Source organism: Streptomyces sp. NBC_01429 (genome assembly GCF_036231945.1).
Taxonomy (GTDB): domain Bacteria; phylum Actinomycetota; class Actinomycetes; order Streptomycetales; family Streptomycetaceae; genus Streptomyces.
In genome coordinates, this window is the sequence record NZ_CP109599.1 from 2,896,957 (window position 1) to 2,915,996 (window position 19,040).

Here is a 19,040-nt window from a genome sequence, read left to right on the forward strand (position 1 = left end):
GTTCCCTTCATCGGGACTGCTCGGCGAGCAGGACGGCGGCGGCGTTGATGATGTCGACGCTTCCGGCGTGAGGGGGCAGGCGGCCGCCGCTGGCGGTCACCTCCACCGCGACCGAGATCCGGCCCGGGTCCACGGCGAGTGAGGTCACCTTGAACCCGGGTGTGTAGGCGCGCACGGCCTGGGCGGCGGCCGCGATGCTCGTGCGGACCGGTGCGGCGCGGAAGCTGCCTGCGAGGACAGTCATGGCCACCCGGAACGGCGGGGCGGGGCGGGCGGGGCTGAGGTTGACCATCACTTTCACGTCCCGGGTGCCGGTGAAGGTCCGGATCGCGGCGGAGGTGGTGGCGATGTACTGGTCGAGGTTCAGGCGGGTGGCCCGGCCGGCGCTCGCACTCGCCCCGGTGGAGACCACCTCGATGTAGGTGGGGGTGCAGTGCTCGGAGATCGCGTACAGGATTGGAATGGCCGCCTGCCCGCCACAGCTGACGAGGTTCACGTGCCGGTGGGCCGCCGACCGGTGGCTGTTGGCCCCCGGAACAATGACGGTGCCATGCCCCGTGGGGGTCAGGTCGATCAGGGTGGTGCCGGTCGGACGCAGTGCCGCCCAGTGGTCGGCGTGGCTGTCGGCGTTGGTGGCGTCGAAGACCACGTCGAAGGGCCCGGCATCCAGCACGGCGCGGATCCCGCCGGCCGTGGTCGGGTGGCCCATCTCGGCCGCCCGTCGCAGCCCCAGGCTGTCCCGGTCGCGCCCTGCCACCAGGGCCAGTTCCAGCTTCTGCGACTGGTGGATCTTGTCGGTGAGGTCGACGCCGATCAGGCCCGCGCCGAGTACCGCGACACGGAGACGCTGTTCATCAGCAGCCATCGGCCGCTCCTTCATTCGAGGGGAAGGGGTGGTGCATGAGTGCGAGGTCGGCAGAGTGCTGCGGGTCAGCGCACGCGCAGCTCGACCGGCGGGAGATGCGGCGAGCGGGCGCGCACCGTGCTCCGGGCCTCCAGCGGGAGGCTGGCGTGCACGGCCCCGGCCAGAACCAGCTGCCCGGCGCGCAGTCCGTCGCCGGTGCGGTGCAGCCGTCCGGCGAGCCAGGTCAGGGCGCGGAGCGGGTCGCCGAGGACGGCGCGACCCTCTCCGGTGGCCACCGCGGTGCCGTTGACGCTGACGACCAGCGGTTCGGCAGCCAGGTCCATGTCCGCGCCGAGCGGCACCATGGGCCCGGTGACCACCCGGGCGCAGGACGCGTTGTCGGCGATGCTGTCCGCGACCGTGATGCGCCAGCCGGTGAACCGGGTGTCGATCACCTCCAGGGCGAGGAACACCTTCTCCACCGCCGCCCGTGCCTCGTCCACACTCACGTTCTCGCCCGCCAGGTCATGGCCGAGCCGGAAAGCGATCTCCGCCTCCACCCGCGGCTGCATCAGCACGGACCGGGCCATGGTGCTGCCGGTGGGCAGCACCATGTCGTCCAGCAGGACCCCCGAGTCCGACTCGTCGACGCCCATCTGTTCCTGCATGGCCCGAGAGGTCACCCCGGCCTTGAGGCCGACGACGCGGGCGCCACCCGAGATCCGCCGGGCAACCCCCGCCCCCTGCACCCGGTAGGCGGTCTCCAAAGACAGACCCGGCCTCCGGACGGTCAGCACGTCGATCGGCACCCGCTCGGACTCCGCCGCCAGCAGAGCCGACGCCGTAGCGGCGATCCAGCGGTCATCCGGCTCGTCCATGACGATTCCTCCTCGGGGCATGGGGCATCGCCTACGGTTCGCAGACGTGGGCACGGAAGCAGATCCAGCGTGGCGCTGAAATGCCGACCGCCGGGTCCGGGCCTGATGAACAGTCAACCGGCGGGCTCATCGCAGCGGTACGGTGATGGACAGGCCAAGCGGTATATCGCGTATATACGGGGCAGGTACTCATGACCACGCGCACGCCGAACGCCCAGCTCAGCACCCTTGTCGCCGAATCCGGCCTCACCTACGAGGCGCTGGCCAAGGCGGTCCGCGCGGTCGCCGCCGAGTGCGGCACGGACTTACGCACCAACAAGTCCAACGTCGAGCACTGGCTCGGTGGATCCGTGCCCCGCGGCGACACACCCCGCTACCTCGCGGTCGCGCTCTCCCGACGCCTGGGCCGCCTCCTGACCACCGCCGACCTCGGCCGACCCTCCCCGGCAGAAGCCGAGAATGAGACCATCGGACTGTCCCTGGGGGGCGACCCGCTGGACGCTCTGCTGCCGATGTGGAGGTACGAGTTGGACCGCCGCCACTTCCTGACGGCCTCCGCCTACTCCGCGGCCTCCGCCGCGTTACCCCTCAGCCACGTCCAGGACATCGCCGCCCGCACCGCGGCCGCCCGCACCGGCTACACCGTCGGCATGGCCGAAGTCGCCGCCGTCCGCGACATGATCCACGCGTTCTCCGAGATGGACGAACGCCACGGCGGACAACATGGCCGCAGCGCCCTGGTCACCTACCTCCGCGACGACGTCGCCCCGCTGTGCCGGGCCCGGTTCCGCACCGACGAAGTCCGCCAGCAGATGCTGTCCGCCGCCGGCCGAGGGGTCCACCTGCTGGGCTGGAAGAGCTACGACGCCGGTCAGCAGGGGCTCGCCCAGCGCTACTACCTCCAGTCCTACGCCCTGGCCGCCGAGTCCGGCCTGTGCGGGCACGACGGATTCGTGATGCGCACGATGGCCATGCAGGGCCTCAAGCTCCATCGCCCCGAGCACTGCCTGGGCCTGGCCGAGACCGGACTGAACCGGGCCAAGGGACGTGTGGACGCCCAGACCGAAGCGCTCTTCCGCGTCGTTCACGCCCACACCCTGGCCAAGAGCGGCAAGCGCCGCGCGGCCCTCTCCGAGGCCGAACATGCACGTACCCTGCTGACCGGCGCCCCCGGCGACGAGGTGCCGTTCTGGGCGCTGGCCTGGGGCCCACCGGCCGCGTCGGTTTACTCCCGTACCGCCAAGGTCCACGAGACCGTGGGAGACCACCGGGCCGCCGCCGAGCAGTACGCGCTGGCCGCCACGGCCCGCCCCGCAAGCACCTACGCGCGGATCGTCGCCCTGGACCTGGTCGCGGGCGCGGAGATGCACCTCAAGCGCGGCAGCATCGAGCAGGCGTGCGCCACCTGGCACCGGGCCATCGACCACATGGACGGTGTCCGCTCCGTCCGCACCCGGAAGGCGGTCTCCCGCATGCGCGGTGACCTCGCACGCTTCAGAGCCCGTGGCCTGCGGCGCGTGGCCGAACTCGATGAACGGGGACGCGACTTCCTGGCCGGTGCCTGACCTCAGCAGCCCCCGGAGAAGCGGCTGACGATCGGCTTGAGGTAATCCGCGTGCGGACCGGCCAGACCGGCGAGTTCGTCCGGTGTGCGCACCAGGGCGATGTCGTCGAGTTCGGATTCACGGCCCTGGATGCGCTCGGCCGCCGCAGCGGCGGTGAAGTCCGCGCGCACTACCGCTTCGGGAAGAGCCGGGGCAAGGTAGGTCAGACCGACACTGCCGTTCTCGCCGCGGGTGACTACCCACAGCTTCAGAACCTCGGCCGCCGCGCTGATCCCCAACTCCTCGGCGAGTTCACGCGCGGCTTGGCCGGCCAGTGCCGACTCGTCCAGCAACGCCCCGTCCTGTGGCGGTTCCACAGATCCACCCGGCAGCTGCCAGCGACCCGGGGCGGCCGTGGAGGGCGACATCCTCGCTGCCAGCACACGGCCGTCGTCGGTCGGCTGAGCGACGTTCACGAACAACGAGGGCAGCGCCGTGGCGCCGGGAACGCGACGCAATGCGTAGTGCCGGTAGGTCACCCGCACCCAGGAAAGGCGCAGGACGCGCGGGTCGGTCCGCTCCAGTCCCCCGCACGCCACCACGGGCCCGTCGAACAGGGCGGGGTTGGCCCGGACCGCCCTGTCCCACACCCGGTCCCGGGCCTCGGCGTCCTGGGGCAGCAGCGGTGGTTCCGCGGCTTCGGTCAGCAGGAGCCGTTCGACGTCGAAAAGGTCAATGCCCACGGGAGGCAGCGTTCCGGTCACCGGCTCATCGTAGAACCCGGTCCAGGCTTGACCGCCAACTCGGCCGGATACGTCATCTATGGGCGCCCGGCTGGCTGCTGGTCGCCTGTGTCAGCCGGCGAGGGGCCTGGCACGGTGGCCGCAGCCAGGTTCGGACGGGCGCCCATGTCGAGAGTGACCAGAACAGCGGGGTCGGGCCACGCCGGTCGGCGGGCATGAGCGGGTCCGCCCACGCGTTTTTACCGGTACCCGGCCTTGGCGCTTGCCCAGGGACAACGACTCTCACAACCGGCCGGCCGTCGTATCTGCGGCGCGCGAACCCGGACCATCGCTACCGCCAACCGCTGTCGGCGGAGATCACCCTCAGCGCCGGTTGTCGCCGGAGCAGGCGGGACGACAGCCCCGGGCGGGGCCCTCCCACGCCGCTTGAACATGTTCAAAAACAGGTCTACAGTCCAGGACATCAGCTTTTTGAACACGTTCAAAGGGAGGGTGGGGGATGGACCTCACTGTTGTCGCGTATGTGATCTACCTGCTGATCAGCGTGGCGCTCACCGTGTGGGTGGCCCGGACGCTCAGCGGGAACGGACGTATCTTCCTCGCCGACGTACTCAAGGGGGACGAGAAGCTCGCGGAGGCCGTCAACCACCTCCTGGTGGTCGGCTTCTATCTGGTCAACCTCGGCTTCGTCGCGCTGTATCTGAAGGCGGCCGACGCCGTGACGGACGCGCGCGGACTCTTCGAGGCGCTCTCGGTCAAGCTCGGCGTGGTGCTGCTCGTGCTCGGCGTCATGCACCTGGGCAATGTGTACGTGCTCAACAAGATCCGGCGGCGCGGGATCATGGAGCGCGACCAGACCCCGCCGGTGGCCCCGCAGGAGTGGACCGGCGGCCCGGCACAGGGTCCCGGTCCGTGGACCGCGCCGGCCGCGGGTGTGTGAGCGCGGTGACCACACGACCCGTACGGCAGCCGCCCGTCGAGCGGCTGCCCGTCGAGCGGCTGCCCGCCCTGCGGACGCCCGTACAGCCGCCCTCCGCGCGGCGGGCGCGGGCCCAACGGCCCCCGGCCACGCGCACCCAGGCCCCCCGCGTCGCGGCCCCGCGCGTACCGGCCTACCGGATCCCCGTGCGGCGGCTGACGGTGCTGTACGACGCGGACTGCCCGCTCTGCGTGCACCTGCGGGCCTGGCTGATCCGGCAGCCCCAGCTCGTACCGCTCGACATGGTCCCGGCCGCTTCGGCGGAGGCCCGGCGGCGGTTTCCGGGCCTCGACCACGCGTCGACGCTCAAGGAGATCACCGTCATCGGGGACCGGGGCCAGGTCTACCGCTCCACCGCCGCCCTGATCGTCTGCCTCTGGGCGCTGGCCGAGCACCGGCCCAGGGCCAACTGGCTGGCCACCCCGGCCGGTACCCCCTTCGCCCGGGTCAGCATCCTGGCCGCCGCCAAGTACCGGGCGCGGACGGCGGCCTCCTGCGACGGGGCGTGCGAAGCGCCCGCGCCCTCGGATTAGGCTCGGGCACTGTGAAGGACGAGAAGGACGAGAAGGACACGAAGCCCCCCGCCCCGGCGCCCGCCCCGGCCTCCGCGCCCAAGAGCGAGCAGACCCGCACCCTCATCCTCGAAACCGCGCTGCGGCTGTTCGCCGAGCGCGGTTACGACAAGACGACGATGCGGGCCATCGCCAAGGAGGCCGGGGTCTCCGTCGGGAACGCGTACTACTACTTCTCGTCCAAGGAACATCTCGTCCAGGGCTTCTACGACCGGATCGCCACCGAGCACCGCGCGGCGATCCGGCCCGTGCTGGACCGGGAGGTCCGGCTGGAGGCGCGGCTGGCCGGTGTGCTGACGGCATGGCTCGACATCGCTGAGCCGTACCGCGAGTTCGCCGCCCAGTTCTTCAAGAACGCGGCGGACCCCGACAGCCCGCTCAGCCCCTTCTCCCCCGAATCCGAGCACACCCGCGAGGCGGCCGTCTCCGTCCACCGTGAGGTGCTGGCCGGCTCCAGGACGAAGGTTCCGGCGGAGCTGGCGGCCACCCTCCCCGAGGTGATGTGGCTGGCCCAGATGGGGCTCGTGCTGTTCTGGGTGTACGACCGCTCGGAAGGCTCGGAGCGCTCCCGCCTGCTGGCGCGGCGCGGCGCCCGGCTGACCGCCCGCACCGTGGCGCTCTCCCGCTTCCGGGTGCTGCGTCCGCTCGTACGCGAGGTGCACGAGCTGTTCGCGGACTTCCTGCCGGGCATGGCGCGGACGGCCGCCTCCCGGGCCGGGAAGTCCTGAGCGGGCATACCGTGCCCGGCGGACGCCACCGTGCCGGGCGGCGCGCTCACGCCTGCCGGGAGGCCAGCTCCACGACCGTGATGTCGGAGGGCGCGCCGACCCGTACGGGCGGGCCCCAGGCGCCCGCGCCGCGCGACACGTAGAGCTGGGTGTCCTCGTACCGTTCCAGACCGGCGACGGTGGGGTTGGCCAGCTCGGCAAGGTAGTTGCCGGGCCACAGCTGCCCGCCGTGGGTGTGGCCGGAGAGCTGGAGGTCGACGCCGTGGCGCACCGCGTCGTGGATGACCACGGGCTGATGGGCGAGGAGTACGGACGCCCTGGCCCGGTCGCGGTCGCCGAGGGCCTTGCCGAAGTCGGGCCCCGAGCCCTCGCTCTCGCCCGCGACGTCGTTGACGCCCGCCAGATCGAAGCCGGCGATCTCGACGCGCTCGTTCTCCAGGGGCCGCATGCCCAGTTCGCGTACGTGGTCGACCCATTCCGCGGCGCCCGAGAAGTACTCGTGGTTGCCGGTGACGAAGAACGCGCCGTGCCGCGCCTCCAGGTCCGCGAGCGGCTCGGCCGCCGGGCCCAGGTTCTCGACGCTGCCGTCGACCATGTCGCCGACGACCGCGATCAGGTCGGGCCGGGTGGCGTTGATGGTGTCGACGATGCGCCGGGAGTGGGCGCGGCCCAGGATCGGGCCGAGGTGGATGTCGCTGACGACGGCGATACGGAAGCCGTGGGCGGCGCGCGGCAGCTTGGCGAGCGGGACGGTGAGCCGCTTCACGCGGGGGCCGCGCATCACGCCGTACATGCCGTTGCCCACGGTCGCGAGGGCGGCGGCGGCAGCGGCGCCACCGACGACACGGGAGACGAACAGCCTGCGGGACGGTGCGGCGGACGGCGCGGCGGACGCCCCGGCAGGCGACACGGCAGGCGACGCGAGCGCGGACGCCGGTACCGGCTCGGCGGCAGAGGCAGCTGCCGGGGCAGAGTCAGCGGCCGGGGGCGGCGTGGCGCGCTCCGGCGCCCGGGGTACGGAGGCGGGCTCGGGCTCCGGCACGGGCGCCGTCTCGGGCGTCGGTTCCGCGGGCACCCCTCCCTTGGACCGCGCCGCCTCGCCGTCCCGGCGGCGCGCTGGCAGTCTCCTCAGTAGAGGCCGTACCGCCTCGCCCACCACCAGTGCCAGCAGCAGATACAGCAGCACCGCCAGCCAGAGGAACCCCGGCCAGGCCAGCGCCCGCTGCAACCAGAAGGGCGCGCCCGCGCGCCCTGAGACGGCAGCGCCCACGGCCAGCAGCGGCAGGACCACCGCGGCGACCGTGCCCGCCCGGCGGGCGAGGCCCCCCGGGGCCGTCGTATCGCGTACCAGGCGCAGCCATACGTACCAATGAGCCGCCGCGACCAGCGCGACGGCGACGAGCGCCACCAGAACGACGACGACCACCACGAACGAGCCCCCTAGTCCCTTTTGTCCCTGTTGTTCGCGTTATCCCTGTGGGGCGCGCCGGAGCGCGCGTACGCCCCGGAACCCGATGACGCCAATGGCCGTCCCCAGAAGAAAGGACACGATGGCGAGGGTCAGATGCACCCAGAAGTACGCCGTCGGAGCACCGGCGTCGTCGAAGGCGAGTCCGCTGCCGTCCTGCCAAAGGTTCTTGACGAAGGTGACCCAGATGAACCAGCTCCAGACCCCGAACGCGAGCAGGAACCAGGACACGGGGCGGCTGAGCTTCATGGCTTCAGTATCGCCGGGGCCCTCGGAGGGGCAGCGGCGGGGTCCCGCGGAACGGCCGTTGTCGGGGCCATGTACGTTCTCGGTCGTGTCCGCTCTGAGAAAGACCGCTGTGACGGTCGCCGCCGCGCTCCTGCCCGCCCTGACCGCCGTACCCGCGTCGGCGGACGGAAAGGTCGACGGTCCCGACAAGAAACTGCCGCAGCCGCCCGCCTCGATGTCCACGGTCGGCGGGGCGAAGCTCGGAGTCGCGGGCACCCAGGTGCAGTTGGGCAATGGCGCGCCGGTGCTGCCCAAGAAGCTGACCGGCCGGTCCTGGATCGTCGCGGACGCCGAGCACGGCGATGTGCTGGCCTCGCACAACGCGCACTGGCGGCTGGCACCGGCCTCGACCCTGAAGATGCTCTTCGCTGACACCCTGCTGCCCAGGATGCCCAAGGACGAGAAGCACAAGGTGGCGCCGGCCGATCTGGAGGGCATGGGCGCGGGCAGCAGCCTGGTCGGCGTGAAGGAGAACCTGACCTACAGCGTGCACGACCTGTGGCTGGGGGTGTTCCTGAAGTCCGGCAACGACGCCGTGCATGTGCTCTCGGAGATGAACGGCGGGATCCCCAAGACCGTCAAGGACATGCAGAAGCACGCCGAGGAGCTCCAGGCGCTGGACACGCACGTCGTCTCGCCGGACGGGTACGACGAGAAGGGCCAGGTCTCCAGCGCGTACGACCTCACCCTCTTCGCCCGCTCGGGCCTCCAGAAGAAGGACTTCCGGGAGTACTGCGCGACCGCGACGGCCCAGTTCCCCGGGGAGAAGAAGGGGAAGAAGCGCGAGACCTTCGAGATCCAGAACACCAACCGGCTGCTGACCGGCGCCAACGGTGTCGCGCAGTACCCGGGGATCGCCGGGGTGAAGAACGGCAGCACCACCCACGCCGGTACGACGTTCACCGGGGTCGCCGAGCGGAACGGCAGGAAGCTGCTGGTCACCGTCATGAACCCGTCCTCCACCGAGCCGCACGCGGTCTACCAGGAGGCGGCGCGGCTGCTGGACTGGGGCTTCGCCGCGGCCGGGAAGGTGACGCCGGTCGGTGAGCTGGTGCCTCCGAAGTCCGCCGTCACGGAGACGGAGGCGAGCCCCACGCCGGTGAACGGGGAGTCGCCTGCCGCCGCCCCCGGCGAAACGGTCACCGCCGCGAGCAGCGGCGGCTCGGACGGGGTGGGGATCGCGCTGGCCGTCGCCGGCGGGGTGCTGATCGCGCTGGCGGGGGGCGTGTTCCTGGTCAACCGGCGCTGGCCGCTGCCCGATCTGGTCCGTCGCCGTCCGCGTCCGTGACCTTCGCCGCCTCGCCCGCCCGCTCCTCTTCGCCCGCCCGCTCCGCCTCGGTACGGCCGCGCGTCGCCGTCCAGGCGGAGCAGAACAGCACCAGCTTCGCGGTGAAGTTGATCCACAGCAGCAGCGCCACCGGCACCCCGAACGCGCCGTACATGCTCTTGGCCGCCACGCCCTTCATATAGCCGCCCAGCAGCAGCTTGAGCAGCTCGAAGCCGACCGCGCCGAGGAGCGCGGCGACCACGAGCCGGCGGCGCGGCGGATGTACGCGGGGCAGCAGCGTCAGGACGTACAGCAGAAGCAGGAAGTCGGCGAGTACCGCGACGGCGAGGGCGGCGATCTGGAGCAGCACGCCGCCCGCGCCGCCCTCGGGGATGCCGAGGCGGGCGGCGGTCCAGCCGACGGCCGTGGAGCCCAGGCCCGACGCGCCCACCGAGGCGAGCCCGACGGCGCCGAGGCCGAGCAGCACCAGCCCGTCCTTGCCCTTGAGCACGATCGGGTTGCCCTGTTCGCCGTCGTCCAGCTCCCACACGGCCCGCAGGCACTCGCGCATCGAGCCGACCCAGCCGATGCCCGTGAAGAGGAGCAGCGCGCCCGCCACCAGTCCGATCGTGCCGGCGTTGGCGACCAGGGCGTTGATGTCGAGCTGGTCGGCGATGCCGGGGACCTGCTTCTCGACGCTGTCCTGGATCCGGTCGAGCTGCCCCTTGCTGAGCAGCGCGGCGCCGATCGCGGCGCCGACGGTGATCAGCGGGAAGAGCGCGAGAAAGCTGATGAAGGTGATGGCGGCGGCGAGCCGTGACCAGTGGACCCGGTCGAGCGTCTCGTACGAGCGCCAGGCGTGGGTCCGCATCAGCCTGGCCACGAACGGACCGATGACGGGGAGTTTTTTCAGCCAGTCCATGGCGAAGATCTACCCACGGATCGGCGGACATGCGTGGAAGGTGCCGCGAATCCCCGCTCGCGTCGCCCGGTGCGGGCCGCTCCATCACCCGTTCATACGAGTTCATCCGGGTAGCCCAACAAACGCGACAAAGAATGCGCTATGAGGGCGATACGGTCACCTCCATGTCTGTCGACACCGCCGAGCACGGCTCTCACGCGCACGACTACTACGACGACGATTCCGTCGTCTCCCTGACCGGCCGGGGCGGCACCGCCCCGACGACCGCCCTGCGGTTCGGCCCGCGCTCGCCCGACGAGGTGTGCGCGGCGGTACGCGGCAGCGGGGCGCGCGGTGCCATCGCGCGCGGGCTGGGCCGCAGCTGCGGCGACGCGGCGCAGAACGCGGGCGGTTCGGTCCTCGACATGACCGGGCTCGACCGGATCCGCGCGCTCGACGCGAACGCGGGCGTGGTCGTGTGCGAGGCGGGGGTGAGTCTGCGCCGGCTGATGGAGGTGCTGCTGCCGCTGGGCTGGTATCCGCCGGTGGCGCCCGGGAGCGCGCGGACGACGGTCGGCGGGGCGATCGCGGCGGACGTCCACGGCGGCAACCACCCGGCGGCGGGGTCCTTCACGCGCCATGTGTCGTCGCTGGAGCTGCTCACGGCGGACGGCGAGCGGCGTACGGCCCTGCCCGGCACCCGGCTCTTCGACGCGACGGCGGGCGGCCTGGGGCTGACGGGGGTGATCCTGTCGGCGACCTTACGGCTGCGGCGCGTCGGGACCTCGCTGATGCGGGTGGACACGGAGCGGGCGGCGGATCTCGACGACCTGCTGGGGCGGCTCACGGAGCCGGGCGCCGCAGGCGCGGGGGCGGGAACGGGCGCGGGAACAGGAACGGGGACGGGCGCCTCAGCAGGGGCCTCAGCCGCCGCGGCAGGGGCCCCGGCCGCCGGGGCCGAGCACGCCGCCCCGTACACCGTCGCCTGGATCGATCTGATGGCGCGCGGGACGGCCCTGGGGCGCTCCGTGCTCCTGCGCGGGGAGCACGCGCCGCTGAGCGCCCTCCCGGCGCGCGCCCGGCGCAGGCCGCTCACCCACCGGCCGCCCTGGTCCCCGGCCGACGCGCCCGCCCCCGTACCGCCGGCCGGGCCGGTGGGGCGGGCGGCGGCGGCCCTCTTCAACGAGGTCTGGTACCGCACGGCCCCCCGCGCGCGGACCGGTGAGCTGCGGCACCTCCCGGCGTTCGGCCGGGCGCCGGGCGGCACCGTACGGCGGTCCGGGATCTACGGGCGCGACGGCTTCGTCCGCTACCAGTTCGCCGTCGGGTACGGACAGGAGGAGGCGCTGCGCCGGATCGTGGAGCGCGTCGCGCACCGGGGCTGCCCGGTCTTCCCCGCCGAACTCACCCGCTTCGGCGCCGGCGGCCCCGGCTGGCTGTCGTTCCCCACGCCCGGCTGGACGCTCGCGATGGAGCTGCCGGTCGCGGGCCGGTCGGGGCTCGCGCCGTTCCTCGACGAGCTGGACGAGGAGGTCGCCGCGGCGGGCGGCCGGGTCTGTCTGGCGCAGGATTCCCGGCTGCGGCCGGAGGCGCTGGCCGCGATGTATCCGCGGCTGGCGGAGTTCCGGGCGCTGCGGGCCGAGCTGGATCCGCGGGCGGTCTTCACCTCGGACCTGTCCCGACGGCTGTCTCTGTAACGAACGCACGACCACGCTCAACCCCCAAGGAGCACTGAACGATGAAGGACGCCTTCGGCACCCCGCAGTCCCTGCTCGTCCTCGGCGGTACGTCGGAGATCGGGCTCGCCACCGCGCGCCGGCTCATCGCCCGCCGTACCCGTACGGTCTGGCTGGCGGGCCGCCCCTCCCCCGCCCTGGAGACCGCGGCCGGCCGGCTGCGGAGGCTGGGCGCCGAGGTCCGTACCGTCGCCTTCGACGCGCTGGACCCCGGCTCGCACGAGGAGGCGCTGGGGAAGGTCTTCGCCGAGGGCGACATCGACATGGTGCTGATCGCCTTCGGGATCCTCGGCGACCAGGCGCACGACGAAGCGGACCCGCTCGCGGCGGTCCGGGTCGCGCAGACCAACTACACCGGGGCGGTCTCGGCGGGGCTGATGTGCGCGGGCGCGCTTCAGACGCAGGGGCACGGCTCGCTGGTGGTGCTGACGGCGGCGGCCGGTGAACGGGCCCGCCGCGCCGACTTCATCTACGGGTCGAGCAAGGCGGGCCTCGACGCGTTCGCCCAGGGCCTGGGGGACGCCATGCACTCCACGGGGGTGCACGTCATGGTGGTGCGGCCGGGCTTCGTCCGGACGCGGCGGACGGCGGGCCGCCCGGAGACGCCGCCGGTCACGACACCGGAGGCGGTGGCGACGGCGATCGAGCTGGGGCTGCGGCGGCGCTCGGAGACGGTGTGGGTGCCGGGGACGCTACGGGTGATGATGGCGGGGGTGCGCCATCTGCCGCGCCCGCTCTTCCGGCGGCTGCCGGTCTGAGCGTTCCGGCAGCCGCCGGTCCGGGCGGGGCCGCCCGCTCTGCGCTCCGCATCCGGGAGCCGGTGCTCTCAGGGGCAGGGGCGCAGGGCGGGCCGGTCCTGGTCGGCCGGGGTGCCCTGGGAGGGCACCGTCGAGGTCTCCGTGCCGCCGCCGAACGCGTACTCGTGCAGCTTGCGCCACACCCCGTCCTCGCCCTGCTGGTAGAGCGCGAAGGAGGCACAGCTCCAGGCCGCCCCGTACTCGGACAGCTCCTCGTACGCCCGGTCCATCGCCTCCTCCGCGATGCCGTGCGCGACCGTCACATGCGGGTGGTACGGAAACTGGAGCTCGCGGACGAGCGGCCCCGACGAGTCCCTGACCCGCCGCTGGAGCCACATGCAGGCCGACGCGCCCTCCACGACCTGGATGAAGACCACCGGCGAGAGCGGGCGGAACGTACCGGTGCCGGAAAGACGCATCGGGAAGGGCCGGCCGGCCGACGCGACCGCGGCGAGATGCGCCTCGATCGCGGGCAGCGCCGACGCGTCGACCTCCGTGGGCGGCAGCAGCGTGACATGGGTGGGGATGCCGTGGGCGGCGGGATCGCCGAAGCCCGCACGCCGCTCCTGGATCAGGCTGCCGTACGGCTCCGGGACCGCGATCGAAACGCCGAGCGTTACGGTCCCCACATCGTGCTCCTCAGTCGGTGTGTCGGGTGGTGGTGCGGACGGTCGCGCCGCCCGGCCCCATACTTGGCGGGCCCCGTGCTTGGTGGCCTCAGTGCTTGGCGGCTCAGTGCTTGGCGGGCAGGAAGCCGATCCGGTCGTAGGTCTGGGCGAGCGTCTCGGCGGCGACCGCGCGGGCCTTTTCCGCGCCTTCGGCCAGGATCGCGTCCAGCGTCTCGGGGTCGTCCAGATACGCCTGGGTGCGGGCCCTGAACGGAGTGACGAAGTCCACCATCACCTCCGCCAGATCCGTCTTCAGCGCACCGTAGCCCTTGCCCTCGTACCTCCGCTCCAGATCCGCGACGGAGACGCCCGACAGCGTGGAGTGGATGGTGAGCAGATTGGACACGCCCGGCTTCTCGGCGGCGTCGAAGCGGATCTCCGAACCGGTGTCCGTGACCGCGCTCTTGATCTTCTTCGCGGTGGCCTTCGGCTCGTCCAGGAGATTGATCAGGCCCTTGGGGGTGGAGGCCGACTTGCTCATCTTGATCGTCGGGTCCTGGAGGTCGTAGATCTTCCCGACCTCCTTGACGATGTGCGGCGACGGCACCGTGAACGTCTGCCCGAAGCGGCCGTTGAAGCGCTCCGCGAGATCGCGGGTCAGCTCGATGTGCTGGCGCTGGTCCTCGCCCACCGGCACCTCGTTGGCCTGGTAGAGCAGGATGTCGGCGACCTGGAGGATCGGGTACGTGAAGAGACCGACCGTGGCGCGGTCGGCGCCCTGCTTGGCCGACTTGTCCTTGAACTGGGTCATCCGGGACGCCTCGCCGAACCCCGTGATGCAGTTCATCACCCAGCCGAGCTGCGCGTGCTCGGGCACATGGCTCTGGACGAAGAGCGTGCAGCGCTGCGGGTCGAGCCCGGCGGCGAGCAGCTGGGCGACCGCGAGCCGCGTATTGGCGCGCAGCTCGGCCGGATCCTGCGGAACGGTGATCGCGTGCAGGTCGACGACCATGTAGAAGGCGTCGTGGGTGTCTTGCAGCGCCACGTACTGGCGCACCGCACCGAGGTAGTTCCCGAGGTGGAACGAGCCGGCGGTGGGCTGGATCCCGGAGAGGGCGCGAGGACTGTCGGATGCCATGTCCACCATTGTCTCAGGTGCGACCGACAGCTCTGCGACGCAACTGCCGGGAGCCTCACCGCGCCGCTGACCTGGCCCTGTACCCCTGATCCTGTCCTGTACCGCCGATCTGGTCCCGGACGCACCGTACGGCGCCTAGAGTCCCTCTTTGTGTTCATTGGGATGATCTGCGCGCTGGGTTCCGCCGTGTGCTACGGCACCGCCTCCGTCCTCCAGGCGGTGGCCGCCCGCGCCGCCGAGCCCGGTACCGGGTCGGGGGTGGATCCGGCGCTGCTGATGCGGGCGGTGCGGCAGTGGCGGTACGTGGTGGGGCTCGGGCTGGACGGGGCGGGGTTCGCCCTCCAGATCGTGGCGCTGCGCGTGCTGCCGATCTACGCGGTGGGCGCGGCGCTGGCGGCCAGTCTCGCCGTGACGGCGGTGGTGGCGGCGCGCGTGCTGCGCGTACGGCTCAGCCCGGTCGAGTGGGGCGCGGTCGCGGTGGTCTGCGGCGGCCTCGCGATGCTGGGGCTGGCCTCGGGGACGGAGGGCGGCGGTACGGGGCCGGCCGCGCTGGGCTGGGCGATGCTGGCGGTCGCGGCCGCCGTGCTGCTGGTCGGCGCGGTCGCGGGGCGGCTGCCGGACCGGCCGCGCGCGCTGGTCCTGGGGCTGGGCGCGGGGTTCGGGTTCGGGGTGGTGGAGGTCTCGGTGCGGCTCATCGACTCGGCCGACCCCGCCAATCCGGCGCTGTACGCGCTGCTGCTGGGCGGCGGGGCGGCGTTCCTGCTGCTGACCTCGGCGCTCCAGCGCGGTTCGGTGACGACGGCCACGGCGGGGATGGTCCTCGGCGAGACGATCGGCCCGGCGCTGGTGGGCGTGGTGTGGCTGGGCGACCGCACCCGCGGCGGGCTGGAGTGGCTGGCGGTGGCGGGGTTCGCGGTCGCGGTGGCGGGGGCGCTGACGCTGGCCAGGTTCGGCGAACCGCCGGTGGCGGAGGCGGCAGCGGACGCCCCGTGACGGATACGCCGTTACGGGGCGCCCTGGCGGCCTCTGACGGGCTCCGCCCGCTACAGGCCGCGGCCGGGGGGCCCTCAGCTTCCGCCGTACGGCCTGGTGATCGCTTCCAGCGCGTGACCGGACGGGTCGAGGAAGTAGACCCCGCGCCCGCCGTCATGGTGGTTGATCTCGCCGGGGTGCTTCTGGTGCGGATCGGCCCAGTAGTCGAGCCCGGCCTCCTGGATCCGCCCGAAGATCCCGTCGAACTCCGCCTCGGTGACCAGGAAGGCGTAGTGCTGCATGGTGATCGACTCGGCCGGGATGGTCGCGTAGTCGAGGGTGACGCCGTTGCTCACCACGACGGGGACGAACGGCCCCATCTCCCGGCCGACTTCGAGATCCATGATGTGCGCGAGGAAGGCCGCGGATTCGTGCTTGTCCCGGGAGTGGACGATGGTGTGGTTCAGCTGAACGGACATGGGTGGATTGCCTCCGTAGGGCAGTCTCACGGGCACCTCCATGCCTCACCCGAACGGTGACCGACACGCGATGCCGTACAAGACAGCCTAGAACGGACGCGCTCCCGCTGTCACGCGGGCAGCACCCGGCGCAGCGCCTCCAGCGCGCCCGCCCACGCGCTGTCGGACGGCGTCCCGTACCCCACCACCAGCGCGTCGGGGCCGGGCGGCGCCGACGGGTGCCGGAAGCAGGACAGGCCCTCCAGCGCCAGCCCCTGGTCCCGGGCCGCGGCGAGCGTCGGACGCTCCGTGCCGGGCGGGAGCTGGACGACCGCGTGCAGTCCGGCCGCGATGCCGGTGACGCGGATCCCGGGGGCCGCGTCCGCGAGGGCGGCGGCCAGTTGGTCGCGGCGGCGCCGGTAGCGCCCGCGCATGGCGCGGACCTGCCGGTCGTACGCGCCCGAGGCGATGAACTCCGCCAGCGTCAGCTGGTCCGGCGTGCCCGGCACCCGGTCCACCTCGCCCTTCGCCGCCGCCACCTCCGCCACCAGCCGCTCCGGCAGCACCATCCACGCGAGCCGCAGGCCGGGCGCCAGGGACTTGCTCGCCGTGCCCAGGTACACCACGCGCTCGGGGTCGAGTCCCTGGAGAGCGCCCACGGGCTGCCGGTCGAAACGGAACTCCCCGTCGTAGTCGTCCTCCAGGACCAGCCCGTCCGTGGCGCGCGCCCAGTCGACGGCCGCCGCCCGGCGTTCGGGGTGCAGGGCGCCGCCGAGGGGGAACTGGTGCGCGGGGGTGAGCAGTACGGCTCCCGCGCCGCCGGATCGCCCCGTACCGCCCGGCCCCGCCAGTTCGTCCGTACGGGTGCCGCGCGCGTCCAGCGCGAGCGCGGGCGTGCGCAGTCCGGCCTCGGCGAGCAGCGCGCGGTGCGCGGGGAGCCCGTACGCGTCGACGGCCACCTCCCGCACCCTGCGTGCCCTGAGCACCTTCCCCAGCAGGGCCAGGCCGTGGACGAAGCCCGCGCAGACCACGATCCGCTCGGGCGACGCGTGCACCCCGCGCGCCCGGGCCAGGTAGCCGGCGAGGGCGGTACGCAGTTCGATCCGGCCGCGCGCCTCGCCGTACCCGTACCCGAAGGCGTCGTTCGGCGCGGCGGTCAGCGCGCGGCGGGCGGCCCTGCTCCACTCCTGGCGGGGGAACGAGGCGAGGTCCGGGGTGCCGGGCAGCAGGCTGTACGAGGGCCGCCCGCGCGGGTCGGGCGCCGTGGCGCTCACGGCCGCGGCCCGCCGGGGCGCGGCCCGCGCCGCGACCCGCGTCCCCGACCCCTGGCGGGCGGTGAGCCAGCCCTCGGCGACGAGTTCGGCGTAGGCGGTCGCCACGGTGTTGCGGGCGATGCCCAGATCGGCGGCGAGGGTACGGGAGGACGGCAGCCGGGTCCCGGGCGCGAGCCGCCCGCCCCGCACGGCCTCGCGCAGCGCGTCCATGAGCCCGGCGCGCAGGCCCGAGCCGCCCGGATCGAGGTGCAGGTCCACCTCGCCGACACGCGTATTGGCCCAGGAATCTGTCATGGAAATGGACCATACCCCTGTGCCATTGGGCGCGTACCTTCGAACGTATGACGAACGAATACGCAGCCCCGCACACCCCCCGTCTGGAGTGGGCGAAGTCCTCCCCCGAGGTCTACAAGGCGATGGTCCAGCTCGACCGGGCGGCCCGGGAGGGCCTCGATCCGGTACTGCTCGAACTGGTCAAGATCCGCGCCTCGCAGCTCAACCACTGCGCGTACTGCCTCGACATGCACACGAAGGACGCCCTCGCGGCCGGCGAGACGGTGCAGCGCGTCGTGCAGCTCAGCGCCTGGGAGGAGTCCCGGCACTTCTACACGCCGAGGGAGATCGCGGCGATCGAACTGACCGAGGCGGTCACCGTACTGACCGACGGTTTCGTGCCGGACGAGGTGTACGAGCGGGCCGCGAAGGTCTTCGACGAGACGGAGCTGGCCCGGCTGATCGCCGCGATCACGGTGATCAACGCGTGGAACCGCTTCGCGGTGACGACGCGGATGGTCCCGGGCGCCTACACGCCGGGGCAGTTCACGCACTGACGGCGCGCGGAGCGGGGCAGTGGTGCCCCGCCCCACCCACCCCCGGCGCCTACTTCTCCGGCAGCCACTTCCGCCACGTCGGCCCGTTCGCCTCGACCCACTTCTTCGCCGCCGCCTCCGGGGACATCTTCTGGTCGGCGATCATCATGGCGACCTCGTCCTGCTGCTCCGTCGTCCAGGCGAAGTTCTTCAGCAGCGCCGCCGCGCCGCCGTCCTCGCGGGCGAAGTCGGCGTTCAGGAACTTCTGGAGCGGGGTGTGCGGGTAGGCGCAGGCGACCTTCTTCGCGTCCGCGTCGCAGCCCTCCTTGTAGGCGGGGAGCTTGACCTCCGTCATGGGGACCTTCTGGAAGAGCCACTGCGGCTTGTACCAGTAGCTCAGGAAGGGCTTCTTCTCCTTGGCGAACTGCTTGATCTGGGTGATCTGCGCCGCCTCGGACCCCGAGAAGACCACCTGGTAGTCCAGCTTCAGGTTCTTCACCAGCGCCTTGTCGTTCGTCACGTACGACGGCGAGCCGTCGAGCAGCTGGCCCTTGCCGCCGCTCTCCGGGGTGCGGAGCTGGTCCGCGTACTTGTTGAGGTTGCGCCAGTCGGTGACGTCGGGGTGCTGCTTCGCGAAGTACGTCGGGACGAACCAGCCGATGTGGCCGGTGACCCCGAGGTCGCCGCCTGGCGTGATCGTCTTCTTGTCGGTGACGTACCGCTCCTCCTGGTCGGGGTGGCCCCAGTCCTCCAGGATGGCGTCGACCCGGCCCTGGCTGAGGGCGTCCCAGGCGGGGACCTCGTCGATCTGGACCGTGTCGACGTGGTAGCCGAGTTCGTGTTCGAGCAGGTACGTCGCCACCGCCACATTGGCCTGGGCGCCGACCCAGGACTGTACGGAGAGGGTGACGGTCTTCGAGCCGCCCGCGTTGGCGTACGGGGACGCCTGCTTGGTCATGTCGGCCGCGCCGCAGCCGGTGAGGGCGAGGAGCGCGCCCGCCGAGGCGAGGGCGGCGATCTTCCTGTGGGTACGCAT

Annotated in this window: 20 protein-coding genes; 9 read left to right on the forward strand and 11 right to left on the reverse strand. The window is 72.4% G+C overall.

The features are described 5' to 3' along the window. Positions 1-7 precede the first annotated feature (7 nt). Together OG627_RS12270 and OG627_RS12275 are read right to left on the reverse strand one after the other, a co-directional pair. Positions 8-865 carry an acetaldehyde dehydrogenase (acetylating) gene (locus OG627_RS12270; RefSeq protein ID WP_329064351.1) on the reverse strand — a complete coding sequence of 286 codons (858 nt, stop codon included), beginning with the start codon at positions 863-865 and terminating at the stop codon, positions 8-10. A gap of 65 nt (positions 866-930) precedes the next feature. Then, positions 931-1,722: a 2-keto-4-pentenoate hydratase gene (locus tag OG627_RS12275; RefSeq protein ID WP_329064353.1), complete on the reverse strand. Its 792-nt coding sequence runs from the start codon at positions 1,720-1,722 to the stop codon at positions 931-933. Positions 1,723-1,913: 191 nt separating this feature from the next. On the opposite strand from OG627_RS12275, the gene OG627_RS12280 reads away from it, so the two are divergent. Continuing rightward, on the forward strand, positions 1,914-3,287 hold the full coding sequence (locus OG627_RS12280) for a hypothetical protein (protein ID WP_329064355.1): 1,374 nt from the start codon (positions 1,914-1,916) through the stop codon (positions 3,285-3,287). 2 nt (positions 3,288-3,289) lie between these two features. Here OG627_RS12280 and OG627_RS12285 read toward each other — a convergent pair whose 3' ends face one another. Further along, on the reverse strand, positions 3,290-4,009 hold the full coding sequence (locus OG627_RS12285) for an NUDIX hydrolase (protein WP_329064357.1): 720 nt from the start codon (positions 4,007-4,009) through the stop codon (positions 3,290-3,292). A 499-nt stretch (positions 4,010-4,508) separates the two neighbouring features. On the opposite strand from OG627_RS12285, the gene OG627_RS12290 reads away from it, so the two are divergent. From OG627_RS12290 to OG627_RS12300, 3 genes are all read left to right on the forward strand, one after another. Further along, entirely contained in the window at positions 4,509-4,949 is a 441-nt protein-coding gene (locus tag OG627_RS12290; protein ID WP_329064359.1) for a hypothetical protein, read from the forward strand. Between the two features lie 185 nt (positions 4,950-5,134). Next, the gene (locus OG627_RS12295; protein ID WP_443073618.1) at positions 5,135-5,521 is read left to right on the forward strand and encodes a thiol-disulfide oxidoreductase DCC family protein; all 387 of its coding nucleotides are present in this window, start codon (positions 5,135-5,137) and stop codon (positions 5,519-5,521) included. An 11-nt stretch (positions 5,522-5,532) separates the two neighbouring features. Next, complete coding sequence (locus tag OG627_RS12300; protein ID WP_443073462.1) at positions 5,533-6,288, forward strand: TetR/AcrR family transcriptional regulator; 756 nt, start codon at positions 5,533-5,535, stop codon at positions 6,286-6,288. 46 nt (positions 6,289-6,334) lie between these two features. On the opposite strand, the gene OG627_RS12305 is transcribed toward OG627_RS12300, so the two are convergent. After that, positions 6,335-7,717: a metallophosphoesterase gene (locus tag OG627_RS12305; protein ID WP_329064361.1), complete on the reverse strand. Its 1,383-nt coding sequence runs from the start codon at positions 7,715-7,717 to the stop codon at positions 6,335-6,337. A 39-nt stretch (positions 7,718-7,756) separates the two neighbouring features. Next, positions 7,757-8,005 (reverse strand): SCO4848 family membrane protein, encoded by a 249-nt coding sequence (locus tag OG627_RS12310; RefSeq protein WP_329064363.1) that lies wholly within the window; start codon positions 8,003-8,005, stop codon positions 7,757-7,759. 85 nt (positions 8,006-8,090) lie between these two features. On the opposite strand from OG627_RS12310, the gene OG627_RS12315 reads away from it, so the two are divergent. Beyond that, positions 8,091-9,332 carry a D-alanyl-D-alanine carboxypeptidase family protein gene (locus OG627_RS12315; RefSeq protein ID WP_329064365.1) on the forward strand — a complete coding sequence of 414 codons (1,242 nt, stop codon included), beginning with the start codon at positions 8,091-8,093 and terminating at the stop codon, positions 9,330-9,332. On the opposite strand, the gene OG627_RS12320 is transcribed toward OG627_RS12315, so the two are convergent. After that, positions 9,280-10,233 (reverse strand): YihY/virulence factor BrkB family protein, encoded by a 954-nt coding sequence (locus OG627_RS12320; RefSeq protein ID WP_329064367.1) that lies wholly within the window; start codon positions 10,231-10,233, stop codon positions 9,280-9,282. The genes OG627_RS12315 and OG627_RS12320 overlap by 53 nt on opposite strands. Positions 10,234-10,397: 164 nt before the next feature. Here OG627_RS12320 and OG627_RS12325 point away from each other — a divergent pair, with 164 nt between their 5' ends. Both OG627_RS12325 and OG627_RS12330 read left to right on the forward strand, forming a co-directional pair. Continuing rightward, positions 10,398-11,909 carry an FAD-binding oxidoreductase gene (locus OG627_RS12325; RefSeq protein WP_329064369.1) on the forward strand — a complete coding sequence of 504 codons (1,512 nt, stop codon included), beginning with the start codon at positions 10,398-10,400 and terminating at the stop codon, positions 11,907-11,909. A 41-nt stretch (positions 11,910-11,950) separates the two neighbouring features. Continuing rightward, entirely contained in the window at positions 11,951-12,706 is a 756-nt protein-coding gene (locus OG627_RS12330) for a decaprenylphospho-beta-D-erythro-pentofuranosid-2-ulose 2-reductase (protein WP_329064371.1), read from the forward strand. A 68-nt stretch (positions 12,707-12,774) separates the two neighbouring features. Here OG627_RS12330 and OG627_RS12335 read toward each other — a convergent pair whose 3' ends face one another. Both OG627_RS12335 and trpS read right to left on the reverse strand, forming a co-directional pair. Beyond that, entirely contained in the window at positions 12,775-13,374 is a 600-nt protein-coding gene (locus OG627_RS12335) for a 2'-5' RNA ligase family protein (RefSeq protein ID WP_329064373.1), read from the reverse strand. Between the two features lie 103 nt (positions 13,375-13,477). Next, the gene (gene trpS, locus OG627_RS12340) at positions 13,478-14,491 is read right to left on the reverse strand and encodes a tryptophan--tRNA ligase (protein WP_329064375.1); all 1,014 of its coding nucleotides are present in this window, start codon (positions 14,489-14,491) and stop codon (positions 13,478-13,480) included. A 162-nt stretch (positions 14,492-14,653) separates the two neighbouring features. On the opposite strand from trpS, the gene OG627_RS12345 reads away from it, so the two are divergent. Next, entirely contained in the window at positions 14,654-15,484 is an 831-nt protein-coding gene (locus tag OG627_RS12345; RefSeq protein WP_329072606.1) for a hypothetical protein, read from the forward strand. Between the two features lie 74 nt (positions 15,485-15,558). On the opposite strand, the gene OG627_RS12350 is transcribed toward OG627_RS12345, so the two are convergent. Continuing rightward, positions 15,559-15,942, reverse strand: a complete 384-nt coding sequence (locus tag OG627_RS12350) for a VOC family protein (RefSeq protein WP_329064377.1) — start codon at positions 15,940-15,942, stop codon at positions 15,559-15,561. 110 nt (positions 15,943-16,052) lie between these two features. Then, entirely contained in the window at positions 16,053-17,489 is a 1,437-nt protein-coding gene (pdxR, locus tag OG627_RS12355) for a MocR-like pyridoxine biosynthesis transcription factor PdxR (protein WP_329064379.1), read from the reverse strand. Between the two features lie 47 nt (positions 17,490-17,536). Here pdxR and OG627_RS12360 point away from each other — a divergent pair, with 47 nt between their 5' ends. Further along, positions 17,537-18,025 (forward strand): carboxymuconolactone decarboxylase family protein, encoded by a 489-nt coding sequence (locus OG627_RS12360; protein WP_329064381.1) that lies wholly within the window; start codon positions 17,537-17,539, stop codon positions 18,023-18,025. Positions 18,026-18,074: 49 nt separating this feature from the next. Here OG627_RS12360 and OG627_RS12365 read toward each other — a convergent pair whose 3' ends face one another. Beyond that, positions 18,075-19,040 (reverse strand): ABC transporter substrate-binding protein, encoded by a 966-nt coding sequence (locus OG627_RS12365; protein WP_329064383.1) that lies wholly within the window; start codon positions 19,038-19,040, stop codon positions 18,075-18,077.

Bases quoted from the DNA above. Each gene is read 5' to 3' on its own strand.
- OG627_RS12270 (WP_329064351.1), bottom strand. From the start codon at position 865: ATGGCTGCTGATGAACAGCGTCTCCGTGTCGCGGTACTCGGCGCGGGC.
- OG627_RS12275 (WP_329064353.1), bottom strand. From the start codon at position 1,722: ATGGACGAGCCGGATGACCGCTGGATCGCCGCTACGGCGTCGGCTCTG.
- OG627_RS12280 (WP_329064355.1), top strand. From the start codon at position 1,914: ATGACCACGCGCACGCCGAACGCCCAGCTCAGCACCCTTGTCGCCGAA.
- OG627_RS12290 (WP_329064359.1), top strand. From the start codon at position 4,509: ATGGACCTCACTGTTGTCGCGTATGTGATCTACCTGCTGATCAGCGTG.
- OG627_RS12310 (WP_329064363.1), bottom strand. From the start codon at position 8,005: ATGAAGCTCAGCCGCCCCGTGTCCTGGTTCCTGCTCGCGTTCGGGGTC.
- OG627_RS12320 (WP_329064367.1), bottom strand. From the start codon at position 10,233: ATGGACTGGCTGAAAAAACTCCCCGTCATCGGTCCGTTCGTGGCCAGG.
- OG627_RS12325 (WP_329064369.1), top strand. From the start codon at position 10,398: ATGTCTGTCGACACCGCCGAGCACGGCTCTCACGCGCACGACTACTAC.
- OG627_RS12330 (WP_329064371.1), top strand. From the start codon at position 11,951: ATGAAGGACGCCTTCGGCACCCCGCAGTCCCTGCTCGTCCTCGGCGGT.
- trpS (WP_329064375.1), bottom strand. From the start codon at position 14,491: ATGGCATCCGACAGTCCTCGCGCCCTCTCCGGGATCCAGCCCACCGCC.
- OG627_RS12345 (WP_329072606.1), top strand. From the start codon at position 14,654: ATGATCTGCGCGCTGGGTTCCGCCGTGTGCTACGGCACCGCCTCCGTC.
- OG627_RS12350 (WP_329064377.1), bottom strand. From the start codon at position 15,942: ATGTCCGTTCAGCTGAACCACACCATCGTCCACTCCCGGGACAAGCAC.
- pdxR (WP_329064379.1), bottom strand. From the start codon at position 17,489: ATGACAGATTCCTGGGCCAATACGCGTGTCGGCGAGGTGGACCTGCAC.
- OG627_RS12360 (WP_329064381.1), top strand. From the start codon at position 17,537: ATGACGAACGAATACGCAGCCCCGCACACCCCCCGTCTGGAGTGGGCG.
- OG627_RS12365 (WP_329064383.1), bottom strand. From the start codon at position 19,040: ATGCGTACCCACAGGAAGATCGCCGCCCTCGCCTCGGCGGGCGCGCTC.